Below are 14917 nucleotides of genomic sequence, written 5' to 3'. Positions count from 1 at the left end.
TTGCGAAGGCGCCCTACACTACGGGGCCGAGGCCACCCCTCGGAACTTAGGGGCGGTAGCTCAATTGGTTAGAGTACCGGCTTGTCACGCCGGTGGTTGCGGGTTCGATTCCCGTCCGCCTCGTTCCTCGAGCCGTCGCAGATGCGGCGGCTCTCTTCGTTTCGAGGTCGCTCCGCGTCGCGTCGACGATGAGCGACCTGCGGGCGCTTAGCTCAGCGGCAAGAGCACTGCTCTTACACAGCAGGGGTCGCTGGTTCGAATCCAGCAGCGCTCATGGCCGGGGCCATCGGACAGGTCAGAGGCATGCAGGAAGGTTCGCCATCGAGCCCCTTGGTCGACCCGGAGCGGGCGGCGCTGCCCATCGACGATCACCGCGAGGAGATCATCGCGCTCCTGCACGCGCACCCGGTGGTGATCGTCTGCGGTGAGACGGGATCGGGGAAGACCACACGATTGCCTCGCATGGCCCTCGACGCGGGTCGAGGAGCCCGCGGTGCCATCGCCCACACCCAGCCGAGGCGACTGGCCGCCCGATCGGTGGCCGCTCGCATCGCGGCCGAAAGCGGAACGGAACTCGGCACGCTGGTTGGCTATCAGGTTCGCTTCGACTCGAAGGCAAGCGAGCGCACCCGCATCCGCCTGATGACGGACGGCATCCTGCTCGCGGAGTTGGCGGGAGACCCCTGGCTCCAGCGCTATGACACGATCATCATCGACGAGGCGCATGAGCGCAGCCTGAATGTCGACCTGCTGCTCGGCGCCCTGCGCCGGATCGTTGATCGACGGCGCGACCTGCGCGTCATCGTCACGAGCGCCACGATCGAGCCGGCGCGATTCTCGGAGCACTTCGGCGGCGCACCGATCGTCGAGGTCTCGGGGCGCCTCTTCCCGATCGAGATCAACCATCGCGACCCGGAGCAGGGCGATGTCGACGACCCGGCTTCACCCGAGGTGGTGGCTCCCGCCGTGCTTGAGGCGCTCGATCGAACGCCGGGCGGTGATGTGCTCGTCTTCCTGCCGGGCGAACGGGAGATCGCGGAGTGTCATGAAGCGCTCGGTCCGCAGCTCGAGCGGCGCGGCGTGACCATCTGGCGCCTCTCGGCCAGTCTGCCCGCCGAGGCGCAGGACCGCGTGCTTCGTCCGACCGGCCCGAGGCGGGTGATTCTCTCGACCAATGTGGCGGAGACGAGTCTCACGGTGCCGCGCATTCGCGCCGTGGTTGACAGTGGCGTCGCGCGACTGCGACGGTACTCGTCGCGGGCCCGCGTCGAGCGACTGCTCGTCGAGCCCATTTCGATCGCGAGCGCGGCCCAGCGAGCGGGGCGTTGCGGTCGCATCGGTCCGGGCCTCTGCATTCGCCTCTACACCGAGGCGTCGTTGGCCGAGCGATCGGCGCAGACCACGCCGGAGATCCTGCGCAGCAATCTCGCCGGTGTCGTCCTTCGCATGAAGGCCTCGGGCCTCGGCGATCCAGAGTCATTTCCATTCATCGACCCGCCCGCGGCGCGCCTCTGGCATGATGGCCTCGACACACTGGTCGAACTCGGTGCGATCTCGCGGCGCGGTGAACTTGCGCCCATCGGCCGTCGGATGGCGCTCCTGCCGATTGACCCTCGGACCTCGCGCATGCTTCTGGCGGCGCGGGAGTCGGAGTGCCTTCCCGAGGTGCTGCCGATTGCGGCCGCGCTCTCCGTGCAGAACCCGATCACCGTCGCCGCCGCGTCGAGGCATTCGAGCCGACCCGCGAGCGCTGGCATGGCCGAAGCCCGCGGAGGGGTGCCGCATGGCAAGGATGTGCCAGCGCCGAAAGTCGAGCCGGGTGTGGATGCCGTCGACGGACCCGCACCTGATGAGGCCACCACCGCGATTCGCCTGCTCGCCCGAGTGAGGCACCCCGACTCCGACTTCCTGACGCTTCTTCGTCTCTGGCATGAGGTCATGCTGGCGAAGCGAACGATGGGCTCGAACGCCTTCTCGCGCTGGTGTCGTGAGGAGGGCTTGGCGCCGCGGCGTGTGCGGGAGTGGATCGAGGTCCATGATCAACTGGCGCGCCTCGAGGTCGACTCCTGGCGACGCCGACGACGCCGTCCGAATCGGGCGGACTCAGGTCCGAAGGCGCCGTCCGCGCGAGCTGCGAGCGCTGCGAACACGCCAAGCGCTGCAAACGCTGCAGGGGCTGCCAGCGACGCGAACCCCGCCAACGCTACCGGCCCCGCAAGCGCCGCCAGCGCTGCCAGAGCTCCCAATGATCACGCGGTGCCGCGCCCTTTGCCCCCGCAGCGCGAGTCGGAGATCCACCGCGCCGTCATCGCCGGATTCGTCTCCCAGATCGGCCGACGGCAGGATGATGGCACCTACGCGGGGGTGACCGGCGCGGCCTTCGTGATTCATCGCGACAGCGTGCTCGCGCGGCGCTCGCCGACCTGGATCGTCGCCTCGGAGGTCGTGGACATCGGTCGCCGCAGCGCGCGGATGGTGGCTCGCATTCAGGCCGATTGGGTCGAACGGGTTGCGCCGCACATGGTGAAGCGACAGGCGAGCGAGCCCCACTACCTGCCGGAGTCGGGGCATGTCGCCGCATGGGAGAAGGTCGTGCTCGGTGCCCTGGTCCTGACCGCCCGTCGCCGTGTGCCCTATGAACCCATCGATCCCGAGGGAGCGAGGCAGGTCTTCATTCACGCGGCGCTCGTCGAGGAGCAGCTTCGCGGTGGGGCGGCCTTCCTCGAGCACAATCGCGCCCTTCGGCAGCGCCTCGAGGCCGTGGAACACAAGCGGCGCGAACATGGGCTTCTGGTCGATGTCGAGGCTCGCTTTGCGTTCTATGACGCTCGAGTGCCGCGGAGTGTCGTCAATGCGCCGTCGTTCAACTCGTGGCGGCGACGCGTCGAGGCGCGACAGCCCGAGACTCTCTTCATGAGTGAGCGGGATCTTCTTCGTGCCCCGATCGATACGAGCGCCTACCCGGACACTCTCGCGACGACGGCGGGCGAGTTGCCGCTGCGCTATGAACATGCCCCGGGCGCTGGTGCCGATGGCGTCACCATGCAGGTGCCCCTCGGAGCGCTGCGCACGCTCGACGGCGAGCGCATGGAGTGGCTCGTCCCCGGGATGCTCCAATCGAAGATCGAGGCGCTCCTCCGCACCCTTCCCAAGCGCTTGCGTGTGCGCTTCTCTCCGGCGCGCGAGGTGGCGGCGGGGGCGACCGAGCACTTTGCGTCGATTGAGGGGAAGGGATCGCTTCGCCGAGCACTGGCGGCGTACCTGTCGGAGCTGGGAGGTCTGCCGGTCGAGCCGACGGACTTCAGTCTCGACGCGCTCTCGCCCGAGTTTGCCATGCGTTTCGAGGTGATCGATGAGGAGCAGCGCGTCCTCGATTCGGGGCGGAACCTTGCAGAACTTCAGCAGCGCTGGGCGGGGGCGGCCGAGCGCCGATTCGCGGAACGGGCGAAGGAAGTGTCCGCGTCGATCGCCTGTTCGGGCCGTGTGGCGTGGGACTTTCCTCCGCTGCCGGAGCAGGTCGACCTCGGCCCGCAGGTGGGCGTCGCCTATCCCGCGGTGGTTGATGAAGGTTCAACCGTCGGGGTTCAGCTCTTCCCATCGATCGATGAGGCGGCCTCGGCCATGCGGCTCGGACTCCGACGACTGGCCCTCGCCGATCTCGGCTCAGCCATCGATCATCATCTCACCTTCCACGCGCAGTGGAAGGAGATCGAGTCACTGTGGCAAGCGCTCGAGCCGGCCTCCACGGCGCTCGCGTCCCTTCGAGGCGTGGTTGCGGAGCTTGCGGTCACGGCACCACCAGAGCCCCGATCCGCTGAGGCATTCGATGTGCGCGTGACCGATGCAGCGCCGAAAGTTCATCAGCTTGCCGATCGCGTGGCTCGAGCAGCGCTGCGTCTCCTTCGTGCCCGCGCGGCGCTCGAAGCACGACTCGCAGCAGCGTCACCCGCCGAGTGGCAACTTGCGAAGGAGTCAGTCGCCGACGCGCTCAGGTCGAACGCGGTTCCATTTCCGTCCACCGAGCCTCTCGATGAGATCGAGCGACGAGGTGAACTCCTCGATGCGGCGCTGCGGCGATGGGAGCGGCTCCCCCGAGGAGGCGTGCAACGCGACCACGACCTCTCCGCTCATCTGGTGACCTGGCTGCATCGCCGGGCGGCCGTACTCGCTGCGCATCCTTCGGGGGCCGCTCGGCATGGCGAGGCCGTTCAGTTCGCTAGAGAGGTCGAACAGCTTCGGATTCGAGTGTGGGCCGAGGGGGCGCCGCCCCGGGCTTCCGTGCTGGAGCGGCTTGAAGCTCTCTGGGCCAAGCTCGGCTAGCTCGGGCCAATCGGGGCAGTGGGGGAGGTGCCGCGTCCAGGCCGACCGGCCGGGGAACAGCGGGAGGGCCGGGCGGGGAGCGCATTGCTGGGTGCTGGCGGCGTCGGCCTTGCAGCGAACCGGGGCGCGGCTATTCTTCATGCAGTGTCGGGGGCGTTGGGTGGTGTGGGATGTTCTCTTCGAGGACTAGTGGGATGAACCAGAACTCGTGGTGGTTGGCGGCGGTCATGTTTGGCGCGGTTCTGGTGTCGCCTGTGGCGGCTCAACTTGTGCCATTCACCCAGGAGGCGTTGGCTCGTGGCGTCAACTACACGCCAGTTCCCGCGGGAGCCTTGTACAGCGGGACCCCCATCGGCTTCGCCGACCTCAATGGCGATGGTCACCCTGATCTCATCGTGATCGGCAATGCCGAGAATCGAGTCGGCATCTTCGAGAACGATGGGACCGGCCACTTCATCGATCGAACCGGGACTGTGGGCATTCCGCCGATGGTCAAGGGAAGCAACTTCGCAGCGGGCGACTATGACGGCGACGGCTTAGTGGATCTCGCCATCGCAAAGTTCGGCGGAGGCATTCATCTCTTCCGGAACCTCGGGAACTTCACCTTTGTCGAAGTGACGGCGCAGGCGGGGCTCACGGAGTTCGCGGCGACGAAGGGCCTTTCGTGGGGTGACCTCGACGGGGATGGCTGGATCGATCTCTTCGTTTGCAACTATGTCAGCGCAATTCCCGGAACCTCCAACGCCCGCAACCGTGTGTGGCGGAACAACGGCAACGGGACCTTCACCAATGTGGCCGAGGCGTGGGGCCTCGACAGCAAGGCCTTCTCATTCATTGCGGTCCTGACCGATCTCGATGGCGATGGTGACCTCGACATCTACCTGAGCAACGACCGCGGCATGATGATGCTCTTCGAGCCCAATCGCTACTGGCGCAATGACGGTCCGGGGAAATTCGTCGAGATCGGCCAGCAGAATGGCACGGGCGTGGCGCTCTTCAGCATGGGAGTCGCGGTCGGCGATGTCGATCGCGATGGCCGAACCGATCTCTACTGCACCAATCTGCCTGGGAATGTGGCGCCGCTCTTCGGGCAGAATCCGCTGCTTCTCCAGACCTCGCCGGGCATGTGGGTTCAGCAGCAGCAGGAGTGGGGCGTTCCGGTCTACGCCTCGGGGTGGGCGTCGATCTTCCTCGACATTGATTGTGATGGCTGGGAAGACCTCTTCGTCGTCAATCAGACTGCGTCGAACATCCTCTTCTACAACATGGGCTCGCCGCCCATGATGGACATGACGGCATTCCTCGGTCTCGCCGGACCGATCACCAATCCCTACAGCGCGGCATATGCGGACATCGACGGTGACGGCGATCTTGACCTTGCAGTGGCGCACCTCGGTTCGAATGTGCAGCTCTACATCAATCACTCAGGGGCCAGCAACAAGTGGGCGAGATTCGACCTGCGCGGAGAGAACAAGGACCTCCACGCGCTTGGTGGAACGGTGCGGGTACGAACAGGTTCCAGTTGGCAGATGCGCCAGCCGATGATCGGCGCCAACGGCTACCTCGGACAGAACGAAATGACCCTCCACTTTGGCCTCGCGCAGGCGAGTGTCATGGATGAGATTCAGATTCTCTGGCCCAACACGGGGACCACTCGAGTCCTGACCAACTATTCGGTGAACCAGAGGTGGACGCTCTGGCCTCCCTCGGCGCTGGGCGATGCCAATGGTGACGGCATCGTCAACCAACAGGATCTCTCGTTGCTGGCGGTGAACTGCTACAACCCGGTGACGCCCGGCCTCGAGCGCCTCGACCTCAACGGCGACGGCATGATCGACTTCGAGGACTACCTGTTGCTGACCGCGATCCTCACCGGTTCGATGGGCGACTTCAATCTCGATGGCGTGGTGAATGGCGCCGATCTCGCGCTTCTGCTCGAAGCTTGGGGCGAGAACGGGACTGGATTCGACCTGAACCTTGATGGCGTGGTCAACGGCGCCGACCTGGCGATCCTGCTGGGCAACTGGGGCTGAGCGCCGCGGGTCAAGCTGGTCCGAACCGAACGCTCAGGAGCGGCCGGAGTTCCCACCACCAGGCCGCTGCTCCAACTCGCGCCGAAGCAGGGCGTTCTCGCGACGCGTCGCCTCAAGATCGAAGGCGAGGTACTTGACAGTCAGGCGCAGCGAGTCAAGCGCATCTCGAAGCTCGAAGATGTGGCGCCGCAGCACCGGTTCGGCACCGGCGGCGTCGGGGTGAGTCTGGGCGAGCATTCGATCGACGATCTCCGCGAGCCTTGCCTGCAAAGAAGGATCCATCACAACTCCGCTCTTTCGATGATGACTGTCGGCGACTCCCGAACCACCCGGGGTTCGCCTGCTGCCATGGTGCGCGGCATCCGGGGGCGAGTGAAGGCAAACCGCCATGTTTCGGAGGAATGGGTCCGCAACATCCGCACAGTCGAACTGAGCGGACTCCCGGGAGGAGCGATTGAGACTGACGGTCGGGGTTGATGCGCGATCGCCCGCAGTCCGGCCGATCAGCCGCGCATCTGCTGGATGCGCTTGACCGCCGAGACCGCCGCAGCAGGCGCCCGCGAGAGCGCGGCCTGCACGGTCTGAGGCTCCCGACGCATCTCACCGAGCAGACGACCGAGGTGGGCATCAAGGTCGAAGCGCCAGCGCTTGTGGAACTCTTCGAGTTCGTGACGACTGAAACGACTGAGCGGGTCGTCGAGCCCGCTCTGGGCAATGGCCCACTCGATCAGGCTGCGCCCCTGGCCCGAGAAGCGGTAGAGGGAGAGTGTGTTCTCAAGGCGTCGGCCTGTGCTGAGGAAGGGATCGGTCGCACGCGGGGGCAGCGAACGCATCGCATCCTCGGGCTTGTTCTTCGCGATCTCACCGAGCCAGCCACCTTCGCGCAGCGCTTCGAGATCGACGAGCGTCGGCTGGACATGGAACTGACCTGCCGCATCGGCCGCGTCGCCGACCAGTTCAGGTGCCGCGACACTCGCCAGCAGGGTCTTCACGCCGACCGAGGGAAAACGAACCCAGATGCGCTGATCGCTCTGTCCCTCTCGGGAGATGAGTTCGATGCGCGTGACGACCCCGATTCCCCACTCGGGTCGCTTTGGATGTCGGATCTGATCCCCTTGCTTCAACGCCGCAATCGGCATAATGCTTCCCCGCGCTTCGCGCGTGCCTTGGGCGGCATCGGTGCCACGCTGCTACATTGCAGCCATGCCACGCGCGATGACGCTCGTATTCCTGGGCGACATCGTCGGTGCACCGGGGCGACAGGCCCTACGGCACCACCTGACGACGCTGCGTGAACAATACACTCCATCGGCGATCATCGCCAATGGAGAAAACATTCGGAATGGGTCGGGGATCACGCCGGAGCTCTACAAGGCCCTGCGGGAGATGGGCGTGGACGCCGTCACCCTCGGCGATCACTGCTTTCGGGACCTGAAGATCGTTCCGGTGCTCGAGGACCCCCAGGAGCCGATCGCCCGCCCCGCCAATCTGGCCGATCGGGCTCCCGGAAAGCGCTGGATCAGACTTCCCGCGACGCCGGAGCGACCGCGGGATATCTGGATCATCACGCTGCTCGGAAGAATCTTCTTTCCCATGCCGGCGGGGGATCCCTTCGCCACGGCCGACGCCTTTCTGGCGTCGATCCCGGAGCGGTCACCAGTCGTCCTCGTTGAAGCGCACATGGAGGCCACAAGCGAGAAGGCGGCCCTTGCCCACCACCTGGATGGCCGTGTCGCCGCGGTGCTGGGGTCGCATACCCATGTGCCCACAGCTGATGAGCGGCGCTTGCGGGGTGGAACGGCCTTTCAGACCGATGTTGGAATGTGCGGCCCTTATGACTCGGTCATCGGCCGGGATGCGTCGATGGTGGTGAAGCACATGGTCTCGTCACTTCCCGTGCAGTTCGAGGTTGCCAGCGGTGATGTCCGCATCTGCGGTGCCGCAGTGAAGGTCGATGTCGATTCGGGCCTGTCCCTGGGCATCGAGCGGTTCGAGCTTCGCAATGGCTGACCACGCCGGCCCGAGCGACCTGTCGGCAACGACACCTCGCGGTGCGAAGGCGATCTTGCGCCTTCTGCGCCCGGGCGATTGGGTCAAGAATGTCTTCGTTCTCATTCCGATCGTCTTCTATTTCGCAGGTGAAGGTCGCGGCGCCGATGCCGAGGCGATCCGCGCGGCGATCTTCGCCTCGGCGATCGCCTTCGTCTGTTTCTGCATGGCCGCGAGCGGCTTCTACGCCGTGAACGATGCGCTCGATGCGCCGGAGGATCGCACGCACCCGGTCAAGCGTCGGCGTCCCGTGGCATCGGGGGCGATCACGCCGGGGAGCGCGATCACCCTCGGTGCGGCTCTGATCGCGGGTGCGATGCTGCTCGCCCTTACGGTGAACCACGGGCTGGCCTTGACGGTGGCGCTCTATGCGCTCCTCCAGGTGGGCTACAACCTCCGGCTGAAGCGCGTGCCCTTCGTCGATGTCGCCTCGATCTCGCTGGGATTCTGTCTGCGGGCGATTGGTGGCGCGGTGGCCATTCAGGTGCCCATCAGCATCTGGCTGCTGCTGTGCGTCTTCTTCCTGACTCTCTACCTTGGTTTCATCAAGCGACTCTGCGACCTCGCGTCGGCGGACGCGGCGCGGCGGCGCGGCGACGCCGTCGAGTGGAAACCGCGCGCTGGGTACGAGCATCGCGATGAACTCAACTGGCTGCTCGCGATGAGCGGCGTCATGACGATCCTGATGTACCTGATGTACGCCCTCTCCGATCACGCGAAGCGGCTTTTCGGCGAGCGGGCCATCGGATTCGCGCTGCTTTCACCGCTGGTGGTGGTGGTCATCCACCGCTTCTTCCGCCGCGCGAATCTCGCACGCTCCGACAGTCCGCTGGGCATTCTGACCGAGGATCGCACCGTCCTCGTCGCCGTCCTGCTCTTTGCAGCAGGCACGCTGGTGACGCTCTTCGTGCCTCAGGTCGCTCCGTGGTTCGCGAAGCTTGTGGCGTATTGAGAGGGGTCGGGTGCCCGCTCAGGGCACGATGAGTCGGGGGCCACCATCACCGCCCTTGGCGGGAGGACGCGCCGCTGGAGTGGCCGCAGCGGACGAGGCCGACCCGGGGCCGGCGGCACCGCCTTGACCTGCGGCAGCATCGATCTCCCCCTGGCGGGCGACGAGCTGCATGATCTGCACGAACCGCATGCGCAGTTCGCGGATGATGCCTTCGAGGTCCTTCGATTCCTCGGGGGTGAGATTGCCCTTGGTCTTCTCTTCGAGCACCGCCAGGAGATCGATCGCGAACTTCGCGCCGATCGGGTCAACGATCACGCGACCCTTCTCGTCGCCATAGGCGCCGAGGCCCGACATCGCCTGGCTCGCGAGGATGCCGACAAGACTCCGGAAGTCGGCGGGGGGAAGACCTTCCGGCGAGGTTCCGCGAGCACCCTCGCGCGACGCACGCTCCTCGTCGATCTTCGCGAGTCGCTCCTTCTCCGCCTGCGCCTGCGCCTTCCAATCGGCGTCAACTTGCAGGCGGGGCTCGTCGGGCGGCTGGGTCATGGTGCTTCTCCGTGTGCGAGGGTTCGCGCCCGGCGGGCGCCGGTCGGATCATAGTCGTCCGCAGCGCCGTACAATCGACCGCCATGGCACTGCACCAGCCATCACGGGATTTCGAGCCGATTGTCTCGGCGACGCGGGGGCGCTGCAACAGTCGTGAACAGGGCTCATCGCAGGCAGCACAGAGTGCGGGCACGCGTCACCTGGCCCATGGCGGTGCGATGGCGCAGGTGACCCCGATGGTCGTGTGGCTTGTAGGACTGTTTGCGATCGTGCACGCGATCGTCGCTGGCGGCTGCGGCACGAATGGGTTCATTCCGGGCTCATTGCCGACCCTTTCGCCCGAGCAGTTTAATGTGCGCGAGGCACCCGAGGATCGCACGCCTCGGATCAGCGTCCCCGAGGCGGTCTTCACGCAACCCGAGGTCGTCGATGAGTCACGGGAGATCGAGGGCCCCGCGACGGACATCGTCGAGAGCCGCGAGCTCGCGCGCACCACGCTTCCCGATGGACAGCCCGCGGCGATTCCACTCGGCCCCGAGAAGATCGCTTCAGAGCTTCCACCGGGTCGGCCGTGGCCGGTTGATGGGCTCGTCGGGCAGATCAACGGCAAGGCGATCTACGCCGATGACTTCCTCGAGCCGATGGCCGATCGCCTGGCGCGCGTGGGCGCCAACACCGACCGCGCGCAGGCGCGCCGCGAGATCGTCGCCATGGTCACCGAGCGCTTTGAGCAGGAGGTGAACAACCGACTCATCATCTCGGAGGCGGAGAGTCGCATTCCACCCGAGGCTCGGGAAGGTCTCTTTCAGTGGTTGCGCACGCTTCAGGAGCAGGAAGTCGCCGAACGCGGCGGCACGCGATCGGCGGCCGAGGCGAGTCTTCAGGATCAGTTCGGCATGAGCGTCGAGCAGTTCATGGAGCGACGCAAGAACGAGGCGCTTGCGGCGGACCTCATCAATCGCCGTCTTCGACCTCGCGCGATCGTGAGCTGGCGCGACATCGAGCGCGCCTATGAGCGGAACTTCGACAAGTACAACCCAGGTCCGACGCTCCGAGTGGGGCGGATCATCGTGCCGACGCAGGGAAACACCAATCGCATCGCGGAGATCCAGTCGCAGCTTGCGGCGGGCGCGGACTTCACGACCATCGCGCGTGAGCTTCGCATGCGTGATGACGGCTTCTGGTTCGAGCGTCAATTGGGCGAGGGTGGAATTGAGGGGATGACTGATCTTCTCCCCGAGGTTCGCAAGGCGCTCGCGGAGCTTTCACCGGGGCAGACGAGCCCGCCATTGGTGCTTGGGCCAGCCACGATGTGGATCAGCTTGCTCGGCCGCGAGCAGGCGCCTTCCCGATCGCTCTTTGACCCCGAGGTGCAGATCTCGATTCGCAACGAGCTTGAGCAGACGCGCCTCTGGCAGGAGCAGGAGCGCTACTTCGACTCGCTGCGCAATCGCTGGATCACCGAGAGCATCGACGACATGCGGATGCGCCTGATCGAGATTGCGCTGCGGCGTTACTTCCTGCCCTGAGGCCCACTGCCGTCGCGGGGTCATCGTGCCGGGCGCTCTGGCGGCTCGATGGGGCGAGCACGAGGGCGGCGCAGCCAGTTGCGCGGGCGCACCACTCGGGCGGTGTACTCGCTCTCACTCGGCGTCGAATGCCGCGGGCCAGTGCTCGATGGCGGGCTCGCCCGGCATCTGGACCACGCTGATCACATCGAATCGGAAGCGGGCGCCGGCGAACTCGCGGTGCTGCGAGAGAGTGAGAGCGGCCCGGCTCAGGCGATGGCGCTTGCGGTGGTCGACTCGCTCCTCTGGGCGGGAGGAGCTCGCGCGGCGACACTTGACCTCAACGACCACGACGGTGCGCTCGTCGGGAGCAATCGCCAGCAGGTCAAGCTCATCTCGTCCCACCCGGAGATTCCGGGCCAGGATGCGATAGCCCTGCCGTTCGAGAAAGCCGGCGGCGGCCGACTCGCCCTCGCGTGCTGCCCGCATGCGTGCACCGGCCACTGGATCTGGTTGCCCCGGTCGCCCCATGAGGGCGAATGCTACGCTTGGCTCACCATGTCGATCGTGATCCTGGAACATTCTCCGAACTTTGGCGCAGGCATTCTCGCACGCGGCCTTCGTACGCTCGGCTCCCGCCTTCGGATCATTCGAGTCGATCGAGGCGAGGCGCTGCCGCCCGACCTCGATGGAATCACCGGCCTCGTGAGCTGCGGCGGTCCGCAGTCGGCCTACGGCAACGAGCCGTGGCTTGCGGCGGAGATGTCGCTCATTCGCGATGCGCATGGCGCGGGAGTTCCGGTGGTGGGGCTCTGCCTCGGTGCCCAGCTTCTCGCGCAGGCGCTCGGTGGCGAAGTGAAGAAGAGCGCGACTCCTGAACTCGGTTGGTTCAATGTCTCACTCTCCCCAGTGGGTCGCGAGGATCCAGTCCTCGCGGGCATTCCATGGACTTCGACGCAGTTCTGCTGGCACTTCGACGAGATCGTGACGGCGCCGCCGGAGGCCCGCATCCTCGCCTCGAGTGAGCGCTGCCGGGTGCAGGCCTTTGCCGTCGGTCTCTTCAGTTACGGCTTCCAGTACCACTTCGAATGGGATCGAGCGATCATCCTGAAGGAAGTCGATGAGTATGGCGATGAGGTGCGCTCCGCGGGAGCGTCACCCGAGGCGATCCGGAGCGGCGTCGATCAGCACGCGGCTGTTGCGGAGCGACTTGCGGAACGGCTGACCGAGCGGATCGCGCTCTGCCTGATGCCGGTCGATCGAGTGAACCGCGGCATCGTGCGTGATCTGCATCACTGATCGAGGCGTTGCGCGGAAGCCGATGATTGAGAAGGTCGAGGCTGGTCGCCTTCGATCAGAGTGAGTCGAATCAGTCCTGTTCCATCGCGGCACGCTGGTCATCATGGAATGGCAGGCCGTGAGTGAGTGACACGCTGGTCAGCGTGGAACGGCAGGCCGTGAGTGAGTTGGCCGCCGAAGGTCGCCTTGCGCGGCACCGCTCAACGGCGGGAAGTCGAGGTTGTTCGCTTCGCGCGGAGCCACGCTTCGATGGCATCACGCTCCCAGGTATTGATGCAGAGGGAGCGCGGAAGCCAGCCGCGCCGGGCGGTCATGACTCCGTAGCGCAATTCGTTGAAGTCGCCTTCGCCGTGGACATCGCAGTTGATGGCGATGGTGACTCCGGCATCGACCGCCATCCGGACATGCGCATCGCGAAGATCGAGGCGCAGGTGATTCGCGTTGATCTCAAGCGCCGTGCCGCACTCCCGCGCGGCGGCGATGATCGCGGGCATGTCGGGCTCGAGTCCCGGGCGTCCGTTGATGATGCGACCGGTGGGGTGACCGATGCAGTGGACCAGCGGGTGGCGCACCGCCGCGAGCAGTCGCGCGGTCGCCGTGGCGGGCTCCTGCCGCAGTGACGCATGAGGGCTCGCGATGACGAGGTCGAGCCGGGCGAGGAGTTCATCGTCGTAGTCGAGGGAGCCATCGGCGTGAATGTCCACCTCGCTGCCGGCGAGGAGTCGGATGCCGCCGATCTTCGCTTCGGCGGCTCGAATCGCGTCGATGTGGGCAAGAAGCCTCTCCGGAGAGAGTCCATTCGCCTGCACGCTCGAGCGGCTGTGGTCGGTGACGGCGATCGTGTGGAACCCTTGCGCCTTCGCCGCGCGGGCGAGCGCTTCGATGCTCATGGCGCCGTCACTGGCGGTCGTGTGCGCGTGGAGCTCGGCGCGAATGTCGTCGATCGTCACGAGGTCAGTGGGGATCGGCTCGGAACACTCGCCATGATCCTCGCGCAGCTCGGGGGGGATCCACGGCAGCCCGAGAGCCTCGTAGATCTCCTCCTCGGTCTTCCCTGCCACAGGACGAACGCCCCGATCCTGCGGCGCGGGCTCGCCATCGTCGGGGAAGAGCCCGTACTCATTCAGGCGGAAGCCGCGCGCGATGGCACGCTCGCGCAGACGGACATTGTGCTCCTTGCTACCGGTGAAATGGAGAAGCGCGGCGCCGAAGGCGCCAAGCGGTACGACGCGCAAGTCCGCCTGCATGCCGTTGTCGAGGCGCACCGAGGTCTTGGTTTCTCCGGCGGCGAGCACCTTCGCGACGCGCGGCAGTTCGGCATGGGGACTCGAAGCGGCGTCACCCGTGGCCGCGTGTGCGAGCGCTTCGCCGTCCACCGCCTGAGGCTCATCGGCTTGAGCTGCGGCGGGTGCACCCTTTCGCGCCTTGCCTGCGGCGCCGCGGCCCTTCGCGCCCTTTCGCGCTCCGCTGGTCGGAGCGCCGCCTGCCTTCGGGTCCATTGCCTGGAAGGCCTCTGAGACGGGGCCGGCGTTGTCGGCGGCGACCAGGATGTCGAGATCGCCGATCGTCTCCCGCCCGCGTCTGAGGCTTCCCGCAAACGCAGCGCGCTCAACCCCGGGCAGGCCCGCAAGCATGGCGACGATCGCCTCGGCCACTGGCATGGCGCTGCCGAGCCGGGCGCGACCGCCAGACTTCTCGAGGAAGTCGAGCGACTCGCGAAGGTTCGCGATCGATTTCGGCCCGAGTCGCGGCAGGCCCTCGAGGCGACCGGCATCGAGTGCGGTGCGAAGGCCAGCGATATCCTCGATGCCCGCATCGTTCCAGAGCATCCGCACGGTCTTGGGTCCGAGCCCCGGAATCCTGAGCATCGCGGGCACGCCCGGCGGCACCTCCGCGAGCAGCTCCTGATGCTCCTTGATGCGCCCGGTGCGGACGAATTCCTCGATCTTTTTCGCGCTCCCGCCTCCGATTCCCTCGATGGTGGTGAGCTCCGAGGGATCTCGTCCCACGATCGCCGCGGCATCCTCGCCGAGCGATTCCATCGCTCGCGCCACGCGCCGATGGGCATTCACGCGAAAGGGATTGGCGCCGGTCAGCTCGAGCAGGTCCGCCATGCTCTCGAAGATCTCGGCGAGCGATGCATTCGTGCTCATGGGATCGCGGTTGAGCGATCGATCGACGATCGGCCGGTCAACCCGGAGTGGGGGCGT

Annotated in this window: 11 protein-coding genes and 2 tRNA genes; 8 read left to right on the top strand and 5 right to left on the bottom strand. The window is 66.3% G+C overall.

What is annotated here, in order from left to right:
• Positions 1-49 precede the first annotated feature (49 nt).
• The 4 genes from KF724_05885 (at position 50) to KF724_05870 (ending at position 6353) form a co-directional block, all read left to right on the top strand.
• Positions 50-123 (top strand) — tRNA-Asp (locus tag KF724_05885).
• A 78-nt stretch (positions 124-201) separates the two neighbouring features.
• A tRNA-Val gene (locus KF724_05880) sits at positions 202-274 on the top strand.
• A complete protein-coding gene (locus KF724_05875; GenBank protein MBX3355209.1) occupies positions 274-4320 on the top strand; it encodes a DUF3418 domain-containing protein in 4047 nt (1348 codons plus the stop codon). Before KF724_05880 ends, KF724_05875 begins: the two co-directional genes overlap by 1 nt.
• 194 nt (positions 4321-4514) lie before the next feature.
• A complete protein-coding gene (locus KF724_05870) occupies positions 4515-6353 on the top strand; it encodes a VCBS repeat-containing protein (GenBank protein ID MBX3355208.1) in 1839 nt (612 codons plus the stop codon).
• A 33-nt stretch (positions 6354-6386) separates the two neighbouring features.
• Here KF724_05870 and KF724_05865 read toward each other — a convergent pair whose 3' ends face one another.
• Entirely contained in the window at positions 6387-6635 is a 249-nt protein-coding gene (locus KF724_05865; protein ID MBX3355207.1) for a hypothetical protein, read from the bottom strand.
• A gap of 221 nt (positions 6636-6856) precedes the next feature.
• Positions 6857-7492 carry a DUF3553 domain-containing protein gene (locus tag KF724_05860; GenBank protein ID MBX3355206.1) on the bottom strand — a complete coding sequence of 212 codons (636 nt, stop codon included), beginning with the start codon at positions 7490-7492 and terminating at the stop codon, positions 6857-6859.
• Positions 7493-7556: 64 nt separating this feature from the next.
• Here KF724_05860 and KF724_05855 point away from each other — a divergent pair, with 64 nt between their 5' ends.
• Both KF724_05855 and KF724_05850 read left to right on the top strand, forming a co-directional pair.
• Positions 7557-8363, top strand: coding sequence for a YmdB family metallophosphoesterase (locus KF724_05855; GenBank protein MBX3355205.1), 807 nt, complete (start codon positions 7557-7559; stop codon positions 8361-8363).
• Positions 8356-9354, top strand: a complete 999-nt coding sequence (locus KF724_05850; protein MBX3355204.1) for a UbiA prenyltransferase family protein — start codon at positions 8356-8358, stop codon at positions 9352-9354. The genes KF724_05855 and KF724_05850 overlap by 8 nt, the downstream gene beginning before the upstream one ends.
• Before the next feature lie 18 nt (positions 9355-9372).
• On the opposite strand, the gene KF724_05845 is transcribed toward KF724_05850, so the two are convergent.
• Positions 9373-9900 (bottom strand): DUF1844 domain-containing protein, encoded by a 528-nt coding sequence (locus KF724_05845; GenBank protein ID MBX3355203.1) that lies wholly within the window; start codon positions 9898-9900, stop codon positions 9373-9375.
• A gap of 83 nt (positions 9901-9983) precedes the next feature.
• On the opposite strand from KF724_05845, the gene KF724_05840 reads away from it, so the two are divergent.
• A complete protein-coding gene (locus tag KF724_05840; protein ID MBX3355202.1) occupies positions 9984-11429 on the top strand; it encodes a peptidylprolyl isomerase in 1446 nt (481 codons plus the stop codon).
• Positions 11430-11543: 114 nt separating this feature from the next.
• On the opposite strand, the gene KF724_05835 is transcribed toward KF724_05840, so the two are convergent.
• Positions 11544-11897: a YraN family protein gene (locus tag KF724_05835; GenBank protein ID MBX3355201.1), complete on the bottom strand. Its 354-nt coding sequence runs from the start codon at positions 11895-11897 to the stop codon at positions 11544-11546.
• Positions 11898-11966: 69 nt separating this feature from the next.
• Between KF724_05835 and KF724_05830 the strand changes: the two genes are divergently transcribed.
• Positions 11967-12707, top strand: coding sequence for a type 1 glutamine amidotransferase (locus KF724_05830; protein ID MBX3355200.1), 741 nt, complete (start codon positions 11967-11969; stop codon positions 12705-12707).
• Positions 12708-12907: 200 nt separating this feature from the next.
• Here the strand turns inward: KF724_05830 and KF724_05825 are convergent, their stop codons facing one another.
• Positions 12908-14860 (bottom strand): PHP domain-containing protein, encoded by a 1953-nt coding sequence (locus KF724_05825; protein MBX3355199.1) that lies wholly within the window; start codon positions 14858-14860, stop codon positions 12908-12910.
• Between the last annotated feature and the right edge of the window lie 57 nt (positions 14861-14917).

This window comes from Phycisphaeraceae bacterium (assembly GCA_019636735.1).
Taxonomy (GTDB): domain Bacteria; phylum Planctomycetota; class Phycisphaerae; order Phycisphaerales; family SM1A02; genus VGXK01.
Note: the sequence above shows the minus strand (reverse complement) of the source record. Positions and strands in the feature narration are given on the sequence as shown.

What these genes read in the sequence shown, in the direction of transcription:
- KF724_05875 (MBX3355209.1), top strand. Translation starts at nt 274, where the DNA reads ATGGCCGGGGCCATCGGACAGGTCAGAGGCATGCAGGAAGGTTCGCCA.
- KF724_05870 (MBX3355208.1), top strand. Translation starts at nt 4,515, where the DNA reads ATGAACCAGAACTCGTGGTGGTTGGCGGCGGTCATGTTTGGCGCGGTT.
- KF724_05865 (MBX3355207.1), bottom strand. Translation starts at nt 6,635, where the DNA reads ATGGATCCTTCTTTGCAGGCAAGGCTCGCGGAGATCGTCGATCGAATG.
- KF724_05860 (MBX3355206.1), bottom strand. Translation starts at nt 7,492, where the DNA reads ATGCCGATTGCGGCGTTGAAGCAAGGGGATCAGATCCGACATCCAAAG.
- KF724_05855 (MBX3355205.1), top strand. Translation starts at nt 7,557, where the DNA reads ATGCCACGCGCGATGACGCTCGTATTCCTGGGCGACATCGTCGGTGCA.
- KF724_05850 (MBX3355204.1), top strand. Translation starts at nt 8,356, where the DNA reads ATGGCTGACCACGCCGGCCCGAGCGACCTGTCGGCAACGACACCTCGC.
- KF724_05845 (MBX3355203.1), bottom strand. Translation starts at nt 9,900, where the DNA reads ATGACCCAGCCGCCCGACGAGCCCCGCCTGCAAGTTGACGCCGATTGG.
- KF724_05840 (MBX3355202.1), top strand. Translation starts at nt 9,984, where the DNA reads ATGGCACTGCACCAGCCATCACGGGATTTCGAGCCGATTGTCTCGGCG.
- KF724_05835 (MBX3355201.1), bottom strand. Translation starts at nt 11,897, where the DNA reads ATGCGGGCAGCACGCGAGGGCGAGTCGGCCGCCGCCGGCTTTCTCGAA.
- KF724_05830 (MBX3355200.1), top strand. Translation starts at nt 11,967, where the DNA reads ATGTCGATCGTGATCCTGGAACATTCTCCGAACTTTGGCGCAGGCATT.
- KF724_05825 (MBX3355199.1), bottom strand. Translation starts at nt 14,860, where the DNA reads ATGAGCACGAATGCATCGCTCGCCGAGATCTTCGAGAGCATGGCGGAC.